At 61.7% G+C, this 16,437-nt stretch carries 18 protein-coding genes and 1 other RNA gene; 12 read left to right on the top strand and 7 right to left on the bottom strand.

The features are described from left to right. Positions 1-64: 64 nt before the first annotated feature. Positions 65-733 carry a gamma-glutamylcyclotransferase gene (locus AB4N85_RS20520; RefSeq protein WP_024014748.1) on the top strand — a complete coding sequence of 223 codons (669 nt, stop codon included), beginning with the start codon at positions 65-67 and terminating at the stop codon, positions 731-733. Here the strand turns inward: AB4N85_RS20520 and glpT are convergent. Further along, positions 709-2,058, bottom strand: a complete 1,350-nt coding sequence (glpT, locus tag AB4N85_RS20515) for a glycerol-3-phosphate transporter (RefSeq protein ID WP_024014747.1) — start codon at positions 2,056-2,058, stop codon at positions 709-711. The two genes, AB4N85_RS20520 and glpT, sit on opposite strands and share 25 nt — an antisense overlap. Positions 2,059-2,315: 257 nt before the next feature. Continuing rightward, positions 2,316-3,293, bottom strand: a complete 978-nt coding sequence (locus AB4N85_RS20510; RefSeq protein ID WP_056791691.1) for an NADPH:quinone oxidoreductase family protein — start codon at positions 3,291-3,293, stop codon at positions 2,316-2,318. Positions 3,294-3,443: 150 nt separating this feature from the next. On the opposite strand from AB4N85_RS20510, the gene AB4N85_RS20505 reads away from it, so the two are divergent. Then, the gene (locus tag AB4N85_RS20505; RefSeq protein ID WP_056791694.1) at positions 3,444-3,851 is read left to right on the top strand and encodes a flagellar basal body-associated protein FliL; all 408 of its coding nucleotides are present in this window, start codon (positions 3,444-3,446) and stop codon (positions 3,849-3,851) included. A gap of 141 nt (positions 3,852-3,992) precedes the next feature. Here AB4N85_RS20505 and AB4N85_RS20500 read toward each other — a convergent pair whose 3' ends face one another. Then, a complete protein-coding gene (locus AB4N85_RS20500) occupies positions 3,993-4,445 on the bottom strand; it encodes an EVE domain-containing protein (protein WP_252868452.1) in 453 nt (150 codons plus the stop codon). Positions 4,446-4,642: 197 nt separating this feature from the next. Between AB4N85_RS20500 and AB4N85_RS20495 the strand changes: the two genes are divergently transcribed. Beyond that, positions 4,643-4,798, top strand: coding sequence for a hypothetical protein (locus AB4N85_RS20495; RefSeq protein WP_024014743.1), 156 nt, complete (start codon positions 4,643-4,645; stop codon positions 4,796-4,798). Positions 4,799-4,833: 35 nt separating this feature from the next. Here the strand turns inward: AB4N85_RS20495 and AB4N85_RS20490 are convergent, their stop codons facing one another. From AB4N85_RS20490 to AB4N85_RS20475, 4 genes are all read right to left on the bottom strand, one after another. Next, positions 4,834-5,439: a 5-formyltetrahydrofolate cyclo-ligase gene (locus AB4N85_RS20490; RefSeq protein ID WP_024014742.1), complete on the bottom strand. Its 606-nt coding sequence runs from the start codon at positions 5,437-5,439 to the stop codon at positions 4,834-4,836. Between the two features lie 80 nt (positions 5,440-5,519). Then, a non-coding RNA gene (gene ssrS / locus AB4N85_RS20485) (6S RNA) lies at positions 5,520-5,698 on the bottom strand. A gap of 30 nt (positions 5,699-5,728) precedes the next feature. Next, entirely contained in the window at positions 5,729-6,046 is a 318-nt protein-coding gene (locus AB4N85_RS20480) for a cell division protein ZapA (protein ID WP_016772632.1), read from the bottom strand. Further along, positions 6,043-6,252, bottom strand: coding sequence for a TIGR02449 family protein (locus AB4N85_RS20475; protein WP_007911197.1), 210 nt, complete (start codon positions 6,250-6,252; stop codon positions 6,043-6,045). The genes AB4N85_RS20480 and AB4N85_RS20475 overlap by 4 nt, the downstream gene beginning before the upstream one ends. A 124-nt stretch (positions 6,253-6,376) precedes the next feature. On the opposite strand from AB4N85_RS20475, the gene AB4N85_RS20470 reads away from it, so the two are divergent. From AB4N85_RS20470 to gcvH, 9 genes are all read left to right on the top strand, one after another. After that, positions 6,377-6,937, top strand: a complete 561-nt coding sequence (locus AB4N85_RS20470) for a YecA/YgfB family protein (protein WP_041476897.1) — start codon at positions 6,377-6,379, stop codon at positions 6,935-6,937. A gap of 27 nt (positions 6,938-6,964) precedes the next feature. Next, complete coding sequence (gene pepP / locus AB4N85_RS20465; RefSeq protein ID WP_041476895.1) at positions 6,965-8,299, top strand: Xaa-Pro aminopeptidase; 1,335 nt, start codon at positions 6,965-6,967, stop codon at positions 8,297-8,299. Continuing rightward, positions 8,296-9,483: a 2-octaprenyl-6-methoxyphenyl hydroxylase gene (gene ubiH / locus AB4N85_RS20460; protein WP_212617402.1), complete on the top strand. Its 1,188-nt coding sequence runs from the start codon at positions 8,296-8,298 to the stop codon at positions 9,481-9,483. Before pepP ends, ubiH begins: the two co-directional genes overlap by 4 nt. Further along, on the top strand, positions 9,476-9,961 hold the full coding sequence (locus AB4N85_RS20455) for a DUF4442 domain-containing protein (protein ID WP_041476891.1): 486 nt from the start codon (positions 9,476-9,478) through the stop codon (positions 9,959-9,961). Before ubiH ends, AB4N85_RS20455 begins: the two co-directional genes overlap by 8 nt. A 9-nt stretch (positions 9,962-9,970) precedes the next feature. Next, positions 9,971-11,188: a 2-octaprenyl-3-methyl-6-methoxy-1,4-benzoquinol hydroxylase gene (locus AB4N85_RS20450; RefSeq protein WP_236167917.1), complete on the top strand. Its 1,218-nt coding sequence runs from the start codon at positions 9,971-9,973 to the stop codon at positions 11,186-11,188. A gap of 219 nt (positions 11,189-11,407) precedes the next feature. Continuing rightward, positions 11,408-12,412: an extracellular solute-binding protein gene (locus AB4N85_RS20445; protein ID WP_024014737.1), complete on the top strand. Its 1,005-nt coding sequence runs from the start codon at positions 11,408-11,410 to the stop codon at positions 12,410-12,412. A 245-nt stretch (positions 12,413-12,657) separates the two neighbouring features. Continuing rightward, a complete protein-coding gene (locus AB4N85_RS20440; protein ID WP_252868451.1) occupies positions 12,658-14,271 on the top strand; it encodes an ABC transporter permease in 1,614 nt (537 codons plus the stop codon). Positions 14,272-14,694: 423 nt separating this feature from the next. Further along, positions 14,695-15,777, top strand: coding sequence for a glycine cleavage system aminomethyltransferase GcvT (gene gcvT / locus AB4N85_RS20435; RefSeq protein WP_056791717.1), 1,083 nt, complete (start codon positions 14,695-14,697; stop codon positions 15,775-15,777). 46 nt (positions 15,778-15,823) lie between these two features. Continuing rightward, positions 15,824-16,207 carry a glycine cleavage system protein GcvH gene (gene gcvH / locus AB4N85_RS20430; RefSeq protein WP_095181284.1) on the top strand — a complete coding sequence of 128 codons (384 nt, stop codon included), beginning with the start codon at positions 15,824-15,826 and terminating at the stop codon, positions 16,205-16,207. The last annotated feature ends 230 nt before the right edge of the window (positions 16,208-16,437 follow it).

Here is a 16,437-nt window from a genome sequence, read left to right as displayed (position 1 = left end):
ATTGTTACAACGGTGCGTTCTATTAAGTAATTCTTCACCCGCGGGGAGCTGAACGCTATTCGCCATGAGCGCCATTGAAAACGCAATCCTGAACCTGGCTTACCCTCCGCGGCTCGATCTTGGGCCGCAGCTGACGCACGAACAACTTCTCGCTTCCATGCAATCAACCATGGCACGCCACAAGGGCGGGCCGGTGTGGCTGTTCGCCTATGGCTCGCTGATCTGGCGGCCGGAATGCACGGCGGTTGAGCGCATGCGCGGTCGCGTGCATGGCTATCATCGCGGCTTGTACCTGTGGTCCCACGAGCATCGGGGTACCCCGGAAATGCCCGGCTTGGTCTTCGGTCTGGATCGCGGCGGTTCATGCAGCGGTTTTGCCTACCGCTTGCCGGAAGACAATCTCGATACCGCGCTGTACGCGCTGTGGAAACGCGAGATGCCGTTTCCCTCGTATCGCCCGCACTGGCTCAATTGCCGGCTCGAAGATGGCACTCAGGTGCAGGCCTTGGGCTTCGTTCTGGAGCGTCACCTGCCGAGCTATGCCGGCAACTTGCCGGATCATGTGCTCAGCCAGGTGTTCGCCAGCGCCAGCGGGCGTTACGGCACCACTCGCGATTATGTCGAGCAGACCGCGCACGCCCTGCGCAGCCACGCCATGCCGGATCGAAATCTGGAGGCGCGGCTCAAGCGCTGTAAATCACACAGCGATCAGGCGACCGCTTCACGGCTCTGACTGGCGACTTGCTTGTGCCACAGCGTTGGCGCAAGGAAGGCCATCGCCAGCAGGCAAGCGCCGACCAGCAGCACGAAACCGCCATCCCAGCCGAAGTGGTCAACGGTGTAGCCCATCGCCGCACTTGCCGCGACCGAACCCCCCAGATAACCGAACAGACCGGTGAAGCCCGCTGCGGTACCGGCGGCTTTCTTCGGCGCCAGTTCCAGCGCTTGCAGGCCGATCAGCATCACCGGGCCGTAGATCAGGAAGCCGATCGACAGCAGGGCGATCATGTCGACCATCGGATTGCCGGCCGGATTCAGCCAGTACACCAGGGTCGCAACAGTCACCAGGGCCATGAACACCATGCCGGTCAGACCACGGTTGCCACGGAAGATCTTGTCTGACATCCAGCCGCACAGCAGCGTGCCCGGGATGCCTGCCCACTCGTAGAAGAAATAGGCCCACGAGGTCTTATCCACGGTGAAGCCCTTGGCTTCCTTCAGGTACGTCGGCGCCCAGTCCAGCACGCCGTAGCGCAGCAAGTAGACGAAGACGTTGGCCAGAGCGATGTACCAGAGCATTTTGTTGCGCAGCACGTATTTGACGAAGATTTCCTTGGCGCTGAATTCGTCTTCGTGGCTGGCGTCGTAGCCTTCCGGGTAGTCGTTCTTGTACTGCTCGATCGGCGGCAGGCCGACCGATTGCGGGGTGTCACGCATGGTGATGAAGGCGAATACTGCTACGCCAAGTGCGACTGCTGCCGGGACGTAAAACGCCGCGTGCCAGTCATTGAATAGACCCATGCCGATCAGGAACAGCGGGCCGATCAGACCGCCGCCGACGTTATGCGCCACGTTCCACACCGACACCACGCCACCGCGTTCCTTCTGCGACCACCAGTGCACCATGGTCCGCCCGCTCGGCGGCCAGCCCATGCCCTGCGCCCAGCCGTTGATGAACAGGAGGATGAACATCATCGTCACGCTGGACGTTGCCCACGGCGCGAAACCGAAAATGAACATCACCCCGGCCGAGACCAGCAGACCGAACGGCAGGAAGAAGCGCGGGTTGGAACGGTCGGACACCAGGCCCATGAGGAACTTCGACAGGCCGTAAGCAATAGCGATCGCCGACATCGCCAGACCAAGGTCGCCACGGCTGTAGCCTTCATCGATCAAGTACGGCATGGCCAGGGAGAAGTTCTTGCGCAGCAGGTAGTAACCGGCGTAGCCGATAAAGATACCGGCGAAGATCTGCCAGCGCAGGCGGCGGTAGGTGCTGTCTATTTTTTCTTCAGGCAATGGAGCCTGATGTGCGGCAGGACGAAAGAAAGCAAACATTCAAGAGCTCCAGTTTTCTTGTTTTGACTGCGGATGCGAATGTTACAGTTTCGTTACCGAAAATAGCATCGCTTCACGTCGGCAAAACAGCGGAAATTTGGGCAGATGAACGTTCCTTTATGAACATGTCGCTCTGAGACAAGTACGCGGCGCTGAGGGAATGGTGGCTCGGGTGGGTTTCTGCGGTTTTGCGCATGGGAGAGGCAGACCTCAACGCTAAAGCGATCCGGATGGTTGCTCCGGATCGCTCCATGTTGTTAACGAACCTGAACGACAACCTTGCCCACAGCCTTGCGCTGACCGAGATCATCGATTGCCTGCGCGGCATTGCTCAGCGGATACACCTGCGACACCAGCGGTTTGAGCTTGCCCTCGGCAAACCAGGCGAACAGCTGCTGGAAGTTGGCTGCATTGTCCTGTGGCTGGCGTTGGGCAAAAGAACCCCAGAACACGCCGAGCACCGCCGCGCCTTTGAGCAGGGCGAGGTTGACCGGCAGTTCCGGGATGCGTCCGCTGGCGAAGCCGACTACGAGCAGGCGGCCGTTCCAGGCGATGGCGCGGATGGCTTGGTCGAACAGGTCGCCGCCGACCGGGTCGTAGATCACGTCGGCGCCCTGGCCGTCGGTGAGGCGTTTGATCTCCTCCTTGAGGCTGGCTTCGCTGTAATTGATCAGCTCATCGGCGCCGGCAGCCTTGGCCACCGCGAGTTTTTCGGCGCTGCTGGCGGCGGCGATCACGCGGGCGCCCATGGCTTTGCCAATCTCCACGGCGGCGAGGCCGACGCCGCCCGATGCGCCGAGCACCAGCAGGGTTTCGCCCGGTTGCAGGTTGGCGCGTTGCTTGAGCGCGTGCATCGAGGTGCCGTAGGTCATGCTGAATGCAGCGGCGATGTTGAAATCCATCGACGGCGGAATCGGCAGGACGTTGTAGCCCGGCACCGCCACCTGCTCGGCAAAACTGCCCCAGCCAGTCAGGGCCATGACCCGGTCGCCGACTTTCAGATGGCTGACCTTTTCCCCGACTTCACGCACCACGCCCGCCGCTTCACCGCCCGGCGAAAACGGGAAGGGCGGTTTGAACTGGTATTTGCCCTCGATGATCAGCGTGTCCGGGAAATTGACTCCGGCAGCGTGCACGTCCAGCAGGATTTCATTCTTCTTCGCGACAGGACTGGCGACGTCTTCCAGCACCAGCGATTCGGCAGGGCCGAAGGCTTTGCACAGCACGGCTTTCATCAGGGCTATTCCTTTGGGAGTGATGGCCGATAAGTGTAGGTGTGTGAATCAACGGGTCAACGAGCATGCCCGGCCCTGATAGTCAGCCATAAGCTTGTGCTTGCGCGGCGGGTCGTTATGCTAGGCCGCAAACCGGATAAGGAGCGAATTGTGAAAGCGTGGATCATGTTGTTGCTGGCCCTGTCTCTGCCTGTGGCAGCACTGGCCGAAGAAGCCAAAGAAGGTGAGGCGCCGAAGGTCAATTACATCACCCTGAGCCCGCCGTTCGTCGGCAACTATGGCCTCGACGGCACCGCCAAGCTCAAGGTCTACAAAGCCGATGTGGCATTGCGTGTGACTGGTGAGGAGGCGACCAAACTGGTCAAGGCCAACGAGCCGCTGATCCGCAATCAGCTGGTGGCGTTGTTCACTCAGCAGTCGACCGAGGCGATGGGCAGCATCGAGGGCAAGGAAAAGCTGCGTCAGGAAGCGTTGAAGCAGACCCAGCAGGTCATGAATGACGAGACCGGCAAGCCTGTTGTTGAGGATCTGTTGTTCAACAACCTGATCATTCAGTAAGTCATTCGCTGTCCGGGCAGGCCCCTTCGCGAGCAGGCTCGCTCCCACAGGGTTATTCGGTGAATGCAAAAATGTGCATCACCACCAATCCACTGTGGGAGCGAGCCTGCTCGCGAAAGCTATTTATCAGGCAAAAATGAATCAGGGTTTGAGCGCGATAACTGCCGCCCACTGCTCCGTCGTCACCGGCATCACCGACAACCGCGAGCCTTTCTGCACCAGTGGCATTTCTGCCAGCGCGGTCTGCTGTTTCAGGTAGTCGAGCTTCAAGACTCGCGCAAAGGTTTCGACGTGCGCCACGTCGATGGCGCTCCAGGCATTCTTCTGCGCGGTGGCCTTCGGATCGAAGTAATGGCTCTGCGGCTCCAGCGCCGTCGGATCGGGATACGCTGCTTGGATAATTTTGCCAATCCCGGCAATCCCCGGCTCGGGGCAGCTGGAATGGTAGAAAAAGAACTCGTCACCGACCGCCATCGCCCGCAGGAAATTGCGCGCCTGATAGTTGCGAACCCCGTCCCAGCGCGCTTTGCCGAGCTTTTCCAGGCCCTTGATCGAGAGTTCGTCGGGCTCTGATTTCATCAGCCAGTAGGCCATGTCGTGTGCTCCTGAAGCGGTCATTGGGCAGGTTGTCGGGCAATTTTATGACAAACCGACAGTCGGTTGACGTCAGCGTTTGCGCACAGGTTCACGTTGCCGCAAAATGCCGGCCTTTAAAGCTTGACGCTGCTGCACGGCCTACGAACGGAAACCGCTGCTGTCATCGTGATGATGTGCCTTGAGGGGGGCAATCGATGAAACGCAAACCGGATTTGCTATGGACTTTGGTAATTTTGTTTGGCCTGGGTGTGGTGACCACCGGTTACGCGCAGAGCCTGTGGGCGAACAAGACCGACGCGCCGATTGAAGTGGCGCAACAGGTGCAACAGTCGACCGCTTTCAAACGCTGAACCTGTCTCTTCGACGCCGCTGTTCCATGCGGCGTCTACTCTGCGAAATACCACGCCTTGTCGGTGACCGTGCCTTGTAACGGAACATCCCAGCTCGCCTGCGCCAGACGTTCGACCTTCTGACACTCATGGGCCAGGCCCAGCAGCGTCGGCTTGCGCCAGTTCTTGCGCCGGGCCAGATAGGCGAGGCTGCGATCATAAAATCCGCCGCCCATGCCCAGGCGCCCGCCTACATCGTCAAACCCTACCAGCGGCAACAGCACCAGATCCAGCGCCCAGACCTTGCGTTGCCGAGCCAGATTGGCCCGGGGCTCGAGGATGCGGAAGCGATTGGGCGTGAGCTTTTCGCCGGGGCGGATGCGCTGGAAGACCATTTTCGTTCGTGGCCACGCGCTGAGTACCGGCAGATAAGTCGCCTTGCCGCGACGCTGGGCTTCGCGCAGGAGCAGGCGCGGATCGATTTCACCGTCGGTGGGCAAATACAGAGAGATATGTTTCGCCCGGCGAAAGTGCGGGTCTTGCGCCAATTGGCGGAACAGGCCTTTGGCCGCCTGGCGTTGTTCGCCTGGCGTCAGTGCGCGGCGTGCCTTGCGCAGCAGACGGCGGAGTTGCGGACGGGGCAGCAGCGCGGGTTCGGTCATGGTTCGGCTTCGGCAGGTGGATGCAAAAACGTACGCATAAAAAATCCGATGTCGGCATACACCGACATCGGATTCGAATCAGGCTCCCCGGATGAACCGCTGTCAACTCAGCCCTTGAACCCGAAAGTTCAAGGTGGAAGAAGCAGTAGACTTTAAGGCTTTCCGTCTAGCGGACATGCACACCAGCCCAACGTGCAACTTCCAGGGTAGTGCGAATCGGCTCCGGGACATCGTCAACTGGCAAGCACCCCAGGGAGTGCCGCGAGTATACCTCAAGCTGTCAGGCGAATCAGCCCTTGGCGGTGTTCTGATCGTCGGCCAGGACCAGATCGACACGATCGAGCAAGTCGCGCACCTGTTCGCGGGTCGAACCGCTGGCCTGGATGTCCGGGCGCTCTTCTTTGTGCAACAGGTCGTGGGTGATGTTCAGCGCGGCCATCACGGCAATGCGGTCGGCACCGATGACTTTGCCGCTGCTGCGGATCTCGCGCATCTTGCCGTCCAGGTAGCGCGCGGCACTGACCAGATTGCTGCGTTCTTCCGGCGGGCAGATGATCGAATACTCTTTGTCGAGGATCTGCACGGTAACGCTATTGCTTGAACTCATGAGTCTTGCTCCAGGGCCTTGAGGCGCGAAATCATCGATTCGACCTTACGCCGGGCGATTTCGTTTTTTTCAATGAGGTGAGCGCGTTCCTCGCGCCAGGTTTTTTCCTGAGCTAGTAAGAGTGCGTTTTGACTCTTAAGTTGCTCGACTCGGCCAATCAGCAGTTCGAGTCTGGCCATCAGCGCTTGCAGGTCGGTGTCTTCCATTGGGTCCACGTGTCGTCTGATGGGTGGTGACTGGCGGACAGCCTTTAATGGTCTTGGCGGGGCTGTCGATGTAGGATACAAGGCCTTCATTCTAGACATAGCGCCGTCTGGCGCCTAGCTGCCCATGACCATTGCGAATTCCCCGTACCAAGCCTTTGCCACTCTGCTGACTGCCAGCGGCCACAACGTCTCGCCTGCCGAACTGCACGGCGTGCTGCTCGGGCGCAGTTGCGCCGGGGCCGGCTTCGATCACGAAGGCTGGCTGATCGACGCCGCCGAACTGCTCGAAGGCGACATCCAGGACAACGTCCGCAACGCTCTGATCGGCCTGCAGGAGATGGTCAAAGGCGAGCTGACCGGCGACGACGTCACTGTCGTGCTGCTGCTGCCGACCGACGATGCACCGCTGGCCGACCGCGCTGCCGCATTGGGCGAGTGGTGCCAGGGCTTCCTCAGCGGTTTCGGCCTGAACTGCCGCGACAGCAGCATGCTCAGCACCGAAGCCACCGAAGTGCTGCAGGATCTGGCAGCCATTTCCCAGGTGCAGGACGCGCTGGAAGAATCCGAAGACGGCGAATCCGACTACATGGAAGTCATGGAATACCTGCGCGTCGCGCCGTTGCTGCTGTTCTCGGAAACCAAGAAGTCCGATGTGCCGCCAGCGGCCAAACCTTCGCTGCATTAATCGCGTGCCAGGGAAAGCCATCTGCCCATGACCCATATCCCCAAAGCGGAATACAGCCGTCGCCGCAAGGCCCTGATGGCGCAGATGGAACCCAACAGCATCGCGATCCTGCCCGCCGCCGCGGTGGCCATCCGCAACCGCGACGTCGAGCACGTCTACCGTCAGGACAGCGACTTCCAGTACCTCAGCGGTTTTCCCGAGCCACAGGCCGTCATCGTCCTGATGCCCGGCCGCGAGCACGGCGAGTACATCCTGTTCTGCCGTGAACGCAACGCCGAACGCGAATTGTGGGATGGCCTGCGCGCCGGGCAGGAAGGCGCGATCCGCGAGTACGGCGCCGACGACGCCTTTCCGATTACCGACATCGACGACATCCTCCCGGGCCTGATCGAAGGCCGCGACCGGGTGTATTCGGCGATGGGCAGCAACCCTGAATTCGATCGGCATTTGATGGACTGGATCAACGTGATCCGCTCCAAGGCGCACCTCGGCGCGCAGCCGCCGAATGAATTCGTTGCCCTGGATCACCTCCTGCACGACATGCGCCTGTATAAATCGGCGGCAGAAGTGAAGGTGATGCGCGAAGCCGCGCGGATTTCGGCGCAGGCGCATATCCGCGCGATGCAGGCCAGTCGTCCGGGGCTGTATGAATACAGCCTCGAAGCCGAGCTGGATTACGAATTCCGCAAGGGCGGGGCGAAGATGCCGGCCTACGGTTCGATTGTCGCCGCCGGGCGCAACAGCTGCATCCTGCATTACCAGCAAAATGACGCGCTGCTCAAGGACGGCGATCTGGTGTTGATAGACGCTGGTTGCGAGATCGACTGCTACGCCAGCGACATCACCCGCACCTGGCCGGTCAATGGCAGGTTCTCGCCGGAGCAGAAGGCGATCTACGAGTTGGTGCTGGCTTCGCAGGAAGCGGCATTCGCCGAGATTGCCCCCAACAAGCACTGGAACCAGGCGCACGAAGCCACGGTGCGGGTGATCACCGCAGGTCTGGTCAAGCTTGGCTTGTTGCAGGGCGAGGTTGACGAGTTGATCGCCAGCGAAGCCTACAAGGCTTTCTATATGCACCGCGCCGGCCACTGGCTGGGCATGGATGTGCATGACGTTGGCGAGTACAAGGTCGGCGGCGAATGGCGTGTGCTGGAGGTCGGCATGGCGCTGACCGTGGAGCCCGGCATCTACATCGCGGCGGACAATCAGAACGTGGCGAAGAAATGGCGCGGCATTGGCGTGCGCATCGAGGATGACGTGGTCGTGACCCGATCCGGTTGTGAAATCCTCACCAGCGGCGTGCCGAAAACCGTCGCCGAGATCGAGGCGCTGATGGCACAAGCAAGGACACACGCAGCATGAGTCGAGTCAATCTGGCAATCATCGGTGGCGGTCTGGTCGGCGCCAGTCTGGCGTTGGCGTTGCAGGCCGGGGCCAAGGCGCAGGGCTGGAAAATCGTCCTGATCGAACCGTTCGCCCCCGGCGACAGCTGGCAACCGAGCTACGACGCTCGCTCCTCGGCGCTGTCCTTCGGCTCGCGGCAGATTTATCAGCGCCTGGGCGTGTGGCAGGAAATCTCCCGCCGCGCCGAGCCGATCAAACAGATTCACGTCTCTGACCGTGGCCGCTTCTCCACCGCGCGCTTGTCGGCGATGGAAGAGGGTGTGCCAGCGCTCGGTTACGTGGTGGAAAACGCCTGGCTCGGCCAGTGCCTGTGGCAGCACCTCGACAAAGACGTGATCACGTGGCGCTGCCCGGCGGAAGTCACGCGCATGGAGCCGTTGGCCGATGGCTATCGCCTGACCCTCAACGATGAAACCACGCTGGAATGCGATCTCGCGGTGCTCGCCGATGGCGGCCGCTCCGGCTTGCGCGAACAGTTGGGCATCAACGTGCGCACGCGCCCTTACAACCAGAGCGCGCTGATCGCCAACATCACCCCGAGCGAAGCGCACAACGGCATGGCCTTCGAGCGCTTTACCGATGAGGGGCCGATGGCCCTGCTGCCGCTGCCGGATAATCGCTGCGCGCTGGTGTGGACGCGGCTGGGCATGGACGCGCAGCGTCTGACTGAATTGAGCGAGCGTGATTTTCTCAGCGAGCTGCAAGGCGTATTCGGTTACCGCCTCGGCACTTTGAAACAGGTCGGCGCACGGCATCTTTATCCGCTGTCACTGATCGAAGCTGAAGAACAGGTGCGCTCGCATCTGGCCGTGCTCGGCAACGCCGCACACAGCCTGCACCCGATCGCCGGCCAGGGCTTCAACTTGTCGCTGCGTGACGCCGACGCCTTGGCTGCCGCGCTGCTGGCCAGCGACAAGCCGCTGGGCGACTTCGCCACGTTGCAGGCCTATCGCGAACGGCAGCGCCTCGATCAGGACCTGACGGTGGGCTTCTCCGATCAGGTCACGCGTCTGTTCGGCAGCAGCCAGCCGCTGGTGTCGCTGGGGCGCAACCTCGGCCTGCTCGGCCTCGACCTGCTGCCGCCAGCCAAACGCTGGTTCGCCCGGCAGGCGATGGGTCTGGGAACCCGTCCGGATGCTTGAGTGGCTGAGCAACACATTCGGCAAGGCGCGATTGATGCGTTGGGTAATGACCTGCTACCCGCCATATCTCGGCGCGGGTGTGCGGGTGCGGCACATCAGCGATGACTTTCGCGACGTCCAAGTGTCCATGGGGTTGGGCTGGTACAACCGCAACTATGTCGGCACCCAGTTTGGCGGCAGTCTGTATTCGATGGTCGACCCGTTCTTCATGTTGATGCTCATGGAAAACCTCGGCCCGAAGTACATCGTCTGGGACAAGGCCGCCGACATCGATTTCATTGCGCCGGGCAAAGGCCCGGTGTTCGCCCGGTTCAACATCGACCAGACCCTGCTCGACGAGATCCGCCGGCAGACCGCCAACGGCGAGAAATACCTGCCGCAGTTGCAGGTCGACATTCATGACGGCGCCGGCAACCTTGTGGCGCGGGTCGGTAAAACCCTTTACGTGCGGCTCAAGCCGCAAGCGAGACAGGCCTAAAGCATGGAAATGCGCGCAGATGTGCTGATTGTCGGAGCCGGAATGGTCGGCAGCGCCCTGGCGCTGGCGTTACAGGACAGTGGGCTGGAAGTGCTGTTGCTCGACGGTAGCCCGCTGAGTGTCAAACCCTTCGCTGCCGAAGCGGCGTTCGAACCGCGCGTCAGTGCATTGTCGGCGGCGAGCCAGCGCATTCTCGAGCGCCTTGGCGTCTGGGACGGCATCGCCCAGCGGCGCAGCAGCCCGTACACCGACATGCACGTTTGGGACGGCAGCGGCACCGGGCAGATTCATTTCTCGGCGAGCAGCGTGCATGCCGATGTGCTCGGCCACATCGTCGAAAATCGCGTGGTCCAGGATGCCTTGCTCGAGCGTTTGCATGACTGCGACCTGGGCATGCTGGCCAATGCACGGCTGGAGCAGATGCGTCGCTCCGGCGATGACTGGCTGCTGACCCTGGCCGACGGCCGCACCTTGCGCGCGCCGCTGGTAATCGCGGCCGATGGCGCCAATTCTGCTGTGCGCCGTCTGACCGGCGTGGCGACTCGCGAGTGGGATTATCTGCATCACGCCATCGTCACCAGCGTGCGCTGCAGCCAGCCGCACCGCAAAACCGCCTGGCAGCGCTTTACCGATCACGGGCCATTGGCGTTTTTGCCGCTGGAGCGTGATGGTCAGCAGGACTGGTGCTCGATCGTCTGGTCGACCACACCGGCTGAAGCCGAGCGCTTGATGGCGCTCGAGGAGACTGCGTTTTGCGCTGAGCTGGAGCGAGCGTTCGAAGGGCGCCTCGGTGAAGTGATCAGCGCCGATCCGCGTCTGTGCGTGCCGCTGCGTCAGCGCCATGCCAAGCGCTACGTCGCTGAGGGCCTGGCCTTGATCGGTGATGCGGCGCACACCATTCACCCCTTGGCGGGGCAGGGTGTGAACCTTGGATTCCTCGATGCCGCCGTGCTGGCGGAAGTGCTCCTGCAAGCGCATCAGCGCGGTGAGCGACTGGCGGATGTCAAAGTATTGAGCCGTTATGAGCGCCGGCGCATGCCACACAATCTGGCGCTGATGGCGGCGATGGAAGGCTTCGAGCGGTTGTTCCAGGCCGACCCCCTGCCGCTGCGCTGGTTGCGCAATGCCGGGTTGAAGCTGGTTGAGCAGATGCCCGAGGCGAAGGCGTTGTTTGTGCGCGAGGCGCTGGGGTTGACTGGGGATCTTCCAGCTCTGGCAAAGCCCTGACCGCCTCATTGAGGCTGATGGCCTTCGCGAGCAGGCTCGCTCCCACAGTTGAGATGCATTCCAATGTGGGAGCGAGCCTGCTCGCGAAAGCGTCCGCCCACTTACCGCAGTTTTTGAGCCGTGCAACATCTGGTAACGCCTTCCCCCAGTGTTCGATTGTGGTGGTAAATGTGAGTCCTTATCATTTGGCCCACCTTTCCCGACCGTGAGACCACTCCCATGTTGGCACCCAAGCGTCTTCTGACCGCACTGGCCTTGACCCTGATCGGCAGCACCACTGCCCAGGCCGCCGATGAGGTGGTGGTTTACTCGTCGCGTATCGATGAACTGATCAAACCGGTATTCGATGCCTACACCGCCAAGACCGGGGTGAAGATCAAGTTCATCACCGACAAGGAAGCGCCGCTGATGCAGCGCATCAAGGCCGAAGGTGAAAACGCCACCGCCGATCTGCTGCTCACCGTCGATGCCGGCAACCTGTGGCAGGCCGAGCAGATGGGCATCCTCCAGCCATTCACCTCGAAAACCATCGACGCCAACATCCCCCTGCAATATCGCTCGTCCACCCACGCCTGGACCGGCCTGAGCCTGCGCGCGCGGACCATCGCCTATTCCACCGAGCGGGTGAAGCCGGGCGAACTGACCACCTATGAAGCGCTGGCCGACAAGAACTGGGAAGGCCGCCTGTGCCTGCGCACGGCGAAGAAGGTCTACAACCAGTCGCTGACCGCGACCATGATCGAAGTGCACGGCGCCGAGAAGACCGAGAAGATCCTCAAGGGCTGGGTCAACAACCTGTCCACTGACGTGTTCTCCGATGACGTTGCAGTGCTGGAAGCGATCAACGCCGGGCAGTGCGACGTTGGCATCGTCAACACCTACTACTACGGTCGCCTGCACAAGCAGAAGCCTGAGTTGCCGGTGAAGCTGTTCTGGCCGAATCAGGCCGATCGCGGTGTGCATGTGAACCTGTCGGGCATCGGCCTGACCAAACATGCGCCGCACCCGGAAGCGGCCAAGGCGCTGGTCGAATGGATGACCACGCCTGAGGCACAGAAGATTTTTGCCGACGTGAACCAGGAATTCCCGGCCAACCCGGCGGTGGCGCCTTCGGAAGAAGTGGCGGCGTGGGGCAAGTTTGTCGCCGATACCTTGCCGGTAGAAGTGGCGGGCAAGCGTCAGGCTGAGGCGATCCGGATGATGGATCGGGCGGGGTGGAACTGAGGCGTTTCGTGTAACTGTTGATCTTTCAAGATCGCTCCCTCACCCCAGCCCTCTCCCGGAGGGAGAGGGAGCCAACTTGTGTTGCTTTCGAAACTTGAGTTCGACTCAATATCTCAGGTCGATGTAGTTTGCGTGAGCACCTCGGTCAGTTCCCTCTCCCTCCGGGAGAGGGCTAGGGTGAGGGCAGCAATCCCAACCTGAAATACGCAATCCAAGAACACCCCAATCCCTCCAGAGACCCAAAAGTGGCCCACCCCGCCCAACGCCGCTGGTACCCCATCGTCTTCGCCATCGCCGCACTGGTGTTGTTGCCCCTGAGCGTGTTGCTGCTGTCGTGGCAGACCATCGATCAGCAGATCTGGTCGCACCTGTGGCAAACCCAGATGCCGCGTCTGCTCGGCAATACCCTGACGCTGATCCTCGGCGTCGGTGTCGGTGTCACCCTGCTTGGTGTCAGCCTCGCGTGGCTGACCAGCCTCTGCGAGTTCCCCGGTCGGCGCTGGCTCGACTGGGCGTTGATGCTGCCCTTCGCCATTCCAGCGTATGTACTGGCGTTCGTTTTCGTCGGCCTGCTCGATTTCGCCGGCCCCGTGCAGTCCCTGTTGCGCGAATGGTTCGGCACCGGCCTGCGCCTGCCTCGGGTGCGGTCCACCGGCGGGGTGATCGTGGTGCTGGTGCTGGTGTTTTATCCCTACGTTTATCTGCTGGCGCGCACCGCGTTTCTGGCCCAGGGCAAAGGCCTGATGGAAGCGGCGCGGGTGCTCGGGCAATCGCCGTGGCAGGCGTTCTGGCGGGTCGCGTTGCCGATGGCGCGTCCGGCGATCGGCGCGGGCGTGGCGCTGGCGCTGATGGAAACCCTTGCCGATTTTGGCGCGGTATCGGTGTTCAATTTCGACACCTTCACCACGGCAATCTACAAGACCTGGTACGGCTTCTTCAGCCTGCCCAGCGCCGCGCAACTGGCCAGTCTGTTGCTGCTGGTGGTGATGCTGGTGCTGTACGGTGAACGCCGTGCACGCGGGGCGAATCGAGCCGCCAACGAGCGGCCACGGGTGAAAGCGCTGTATCACCTGCGGGGAATCAAGGCCTTCGCGGCGACGGGCTGGTGTGGATTGGTGTTCGCCTGCGCCTTCGTCATCCCGGTGCTGCAACTGATCGTGTGGTTCTGGCAGCGTGGACGCTTCGATCTGGATGAGCGCTACGCCGGACTGATTCTGCACACGCTGTACCTGGGTGCCATGGCGGCGCTAATCACCGTCAGCGTTGCACTGTTGCTGGCGTTTGCCCGGCGTCTGGCGCCGACCCCAGCCATCAACTCTGGCGTCGGTCTGGCCAATCTCGGCTACGCCTTGCCCGGTTCGGTGCTGGCGGTGTCGATCATGCTTGCCTTCAGTTATCTGGATCGTGAACTGGTGATTCCGCTCTCCGCCTGGCTCGGTGGTGCCGGCAAACCGTTGCTACTCGGCAGCCTCGCGGCGTTGCTCATGGCGTATCTGGTGCGCTTCATTGCCGTCGCCTATGGGCCGCTGGAAAGCAGTCTGGCGCGTATACGGCCATCTTTGCCTGAAGCGGCACGTAGCCTGGGTGTCAGTGGGCCGCGACTGTTTTTCAAAGTGTATCTGCCGCTCTTGCTGCCCGGCACGTTGAGCGCCGCGTTGCTGGTGTTCGTCGATGTGCTCAAGGAAATGCCCGCGACCCTGCTGATGCGCCCGTTTGGCTGGGACACGCTAGCGGTGCGCATCTTTGAAATGACCAGCGAAGGCGAATGGGCGCGCGCCTCATTGCCGGCATTGACGCTGGTGCTGGTCGGGTTGTTGCCGGTGATCGGATTGATTCGACGTTCGGCGCACCGAAACTAGGGGGCGTTCTCGATTGGTTTCCCCACCGCGCCGGGTCTGCTGTTGTGCAGGGCAAGACGCGAGAAGCGTGGTTTGGTTGTTCCAAATAAGCTTCGAGCAACGCAGCCCTGCACAACAGCAGGCCCGGCCCTCCGGGTTGTGCCTAAAAGCGAGCCAGCCTGCGTTGCAGGCCTTGAAAAGGGAATACCATTCCCAGCGGCCTGCGCCTTGCCTGGCTCGCTTTTAGGCGACAACGCGGTGGGGAAACCAATTGAGAACGCCCCCGTAGTAGTGAGTCCTACATCATGCGGCTACAATGCGCGGCATTCGGTGCGGTTCGTCTGACAGACCCGTGCGCTGGAATCGGCTGCAAGCCTTATCCATCAAGGCTTTCAGCCGTATAGCGGCGGTCCGCACCCTCGCCACGCCCGGAAGGAGAAACCCATGGGACAGCGTACGCCTCTGTATGACCTGCACCTCGCGCTCGGCGCGAAGATGGTCGATTTTGGCGGTTGGGACATGCCACTGCATTACGGCTCGCAGGTCGAGGAGCACCACGAAGTGCGCCGCGATTGCGGGGTGTTCGATGTTTCCCATATGACCGTGATCGATGTCACCGGCGCCCAGGCCAAGGCCTGGCTCCAGCATCTGCTGGCCAACGACGTCGAACGTCTGCACCGCCCCGGCCGGGCGTTGTACAGCACCATGCTCAATGAGCGCGGCGGCATCGTCGACGACATGATCGTCTATCGCCTCGACGACGCGTACCGGCTGGTGTTCAACGCCTCGACCCGCGATCAGGATCTGGCCTGGATGAACGCCCAGCTCGGCGCCTACGACGTGCAACTGCACGAGCGCGCCGAGCTGGCGATGCTCGCCATCCAGGGCCCGCAGGCCCGGCACAAGATTGCCGAACTGGTCACCCAGTCGCGCGCCACGCTGATCCAGCAACTCAAACCTTTCGAAGGCGCCATCGACGGCGACTGGTTCATCGCGCGTACCGGGTACACCGGCGAGGATGGCCTGGAAATCTGCCTGCCGGCCAATCAGGCGCCGGGGTTCTTCAACGACCTGGTCGGTGCCGGTATTTCGCCGATCGGCCTCGGTGCGCGCGATACCTTGCGCGTCGAGGCCGGAATGAACCTGTACGGTCAGGACATTCATCAGGACGTTTCACCGCTGGCCTCGAACATGGCCTGGAGCATCGCCTGGGAGCCGGCCTCGCGGCAGTTCATCGGTCGCGCGGCGCTGGAGGCGGAAAAAGCCGTGGGCGTGGCGCATAAACTGGTCGGTCTGGTGCTGGAAGAGCGCGGGGTTTTGCGCGCTCACCAAGTGGTTCGCATCGCCGATGTTGGCGAAGGGGAGATCACCAGTGGTAGTTTCTCTCCTACGCTGAGCAAATCGATTGCCCTGGCGCGTGTACCGATGGCGACTGCCGACCGCGCCGAAGTGGAAATCCGTGGCAAGTGGTACCCGGTACGAGTGGTCAAACCGACCTTCGTGCGCCATGGCAAAACCTTGATCTAACCTTTTCTGGCGGGCATGACCGCTGACCAATTCCGAGGAACCGAAGATGAGCGATATCCCTGCCGAACTGCGTTTTGCCGAAAGTCATGAATGGGCGCGTCTGGAAACCGACGGCACCGTCACCGTGGGCATCAGCGATCACGCGCAGGAAGCGCTGGGCGACGTGGTGTTCGTCGAGTTGACCGAAGTCGGCAAGGTGTTCGCCGCCGGTGATCAATCCGGCGTGGTCGAGTCGGTGAAAGCCGCCTCCGACATCTACGCCCCGGTCAGCGGTGAAGTCATCGCGATCAACGAGGCGCTGACCGACTCGCCAGAAGAGCTGAATAATGACCCGTACGGCGCGTGGATCTTCAAGCTCCAGCCAAGCGACAAGGCCGAGCTGGACAAGCTGCTGGATGCTGCTGGGTACAAGGCTGCAATCGGCGAGTAAGTTGCCGGCAACACCCAAAGCCCCGATTCGTCGGGGCTTTTTTATGGGCGACGAATATCCCTTTGTGGGAGCGAGCCTGCTCGCGAAAGCGCCATATCAGTCAATGCCAAGGTTTCTGAAACACCGCTTTCGCGAGCAGGCTCGCTCCCACAGGGGCGGCGTGATCTTGAAAATTCGCCTGCTATGCTGGTTTGACCGTGTCGATTGACGCCAAGCGCCAGCCAGGAGAG

Source organism: Pseudomonas sp. H1_G08 (assembly GCF_054681355.1).
Note: the sequence above shows the minus strand (reverse complement) of the source record. Positions and strands in the feature narration are given on the sequence as shown.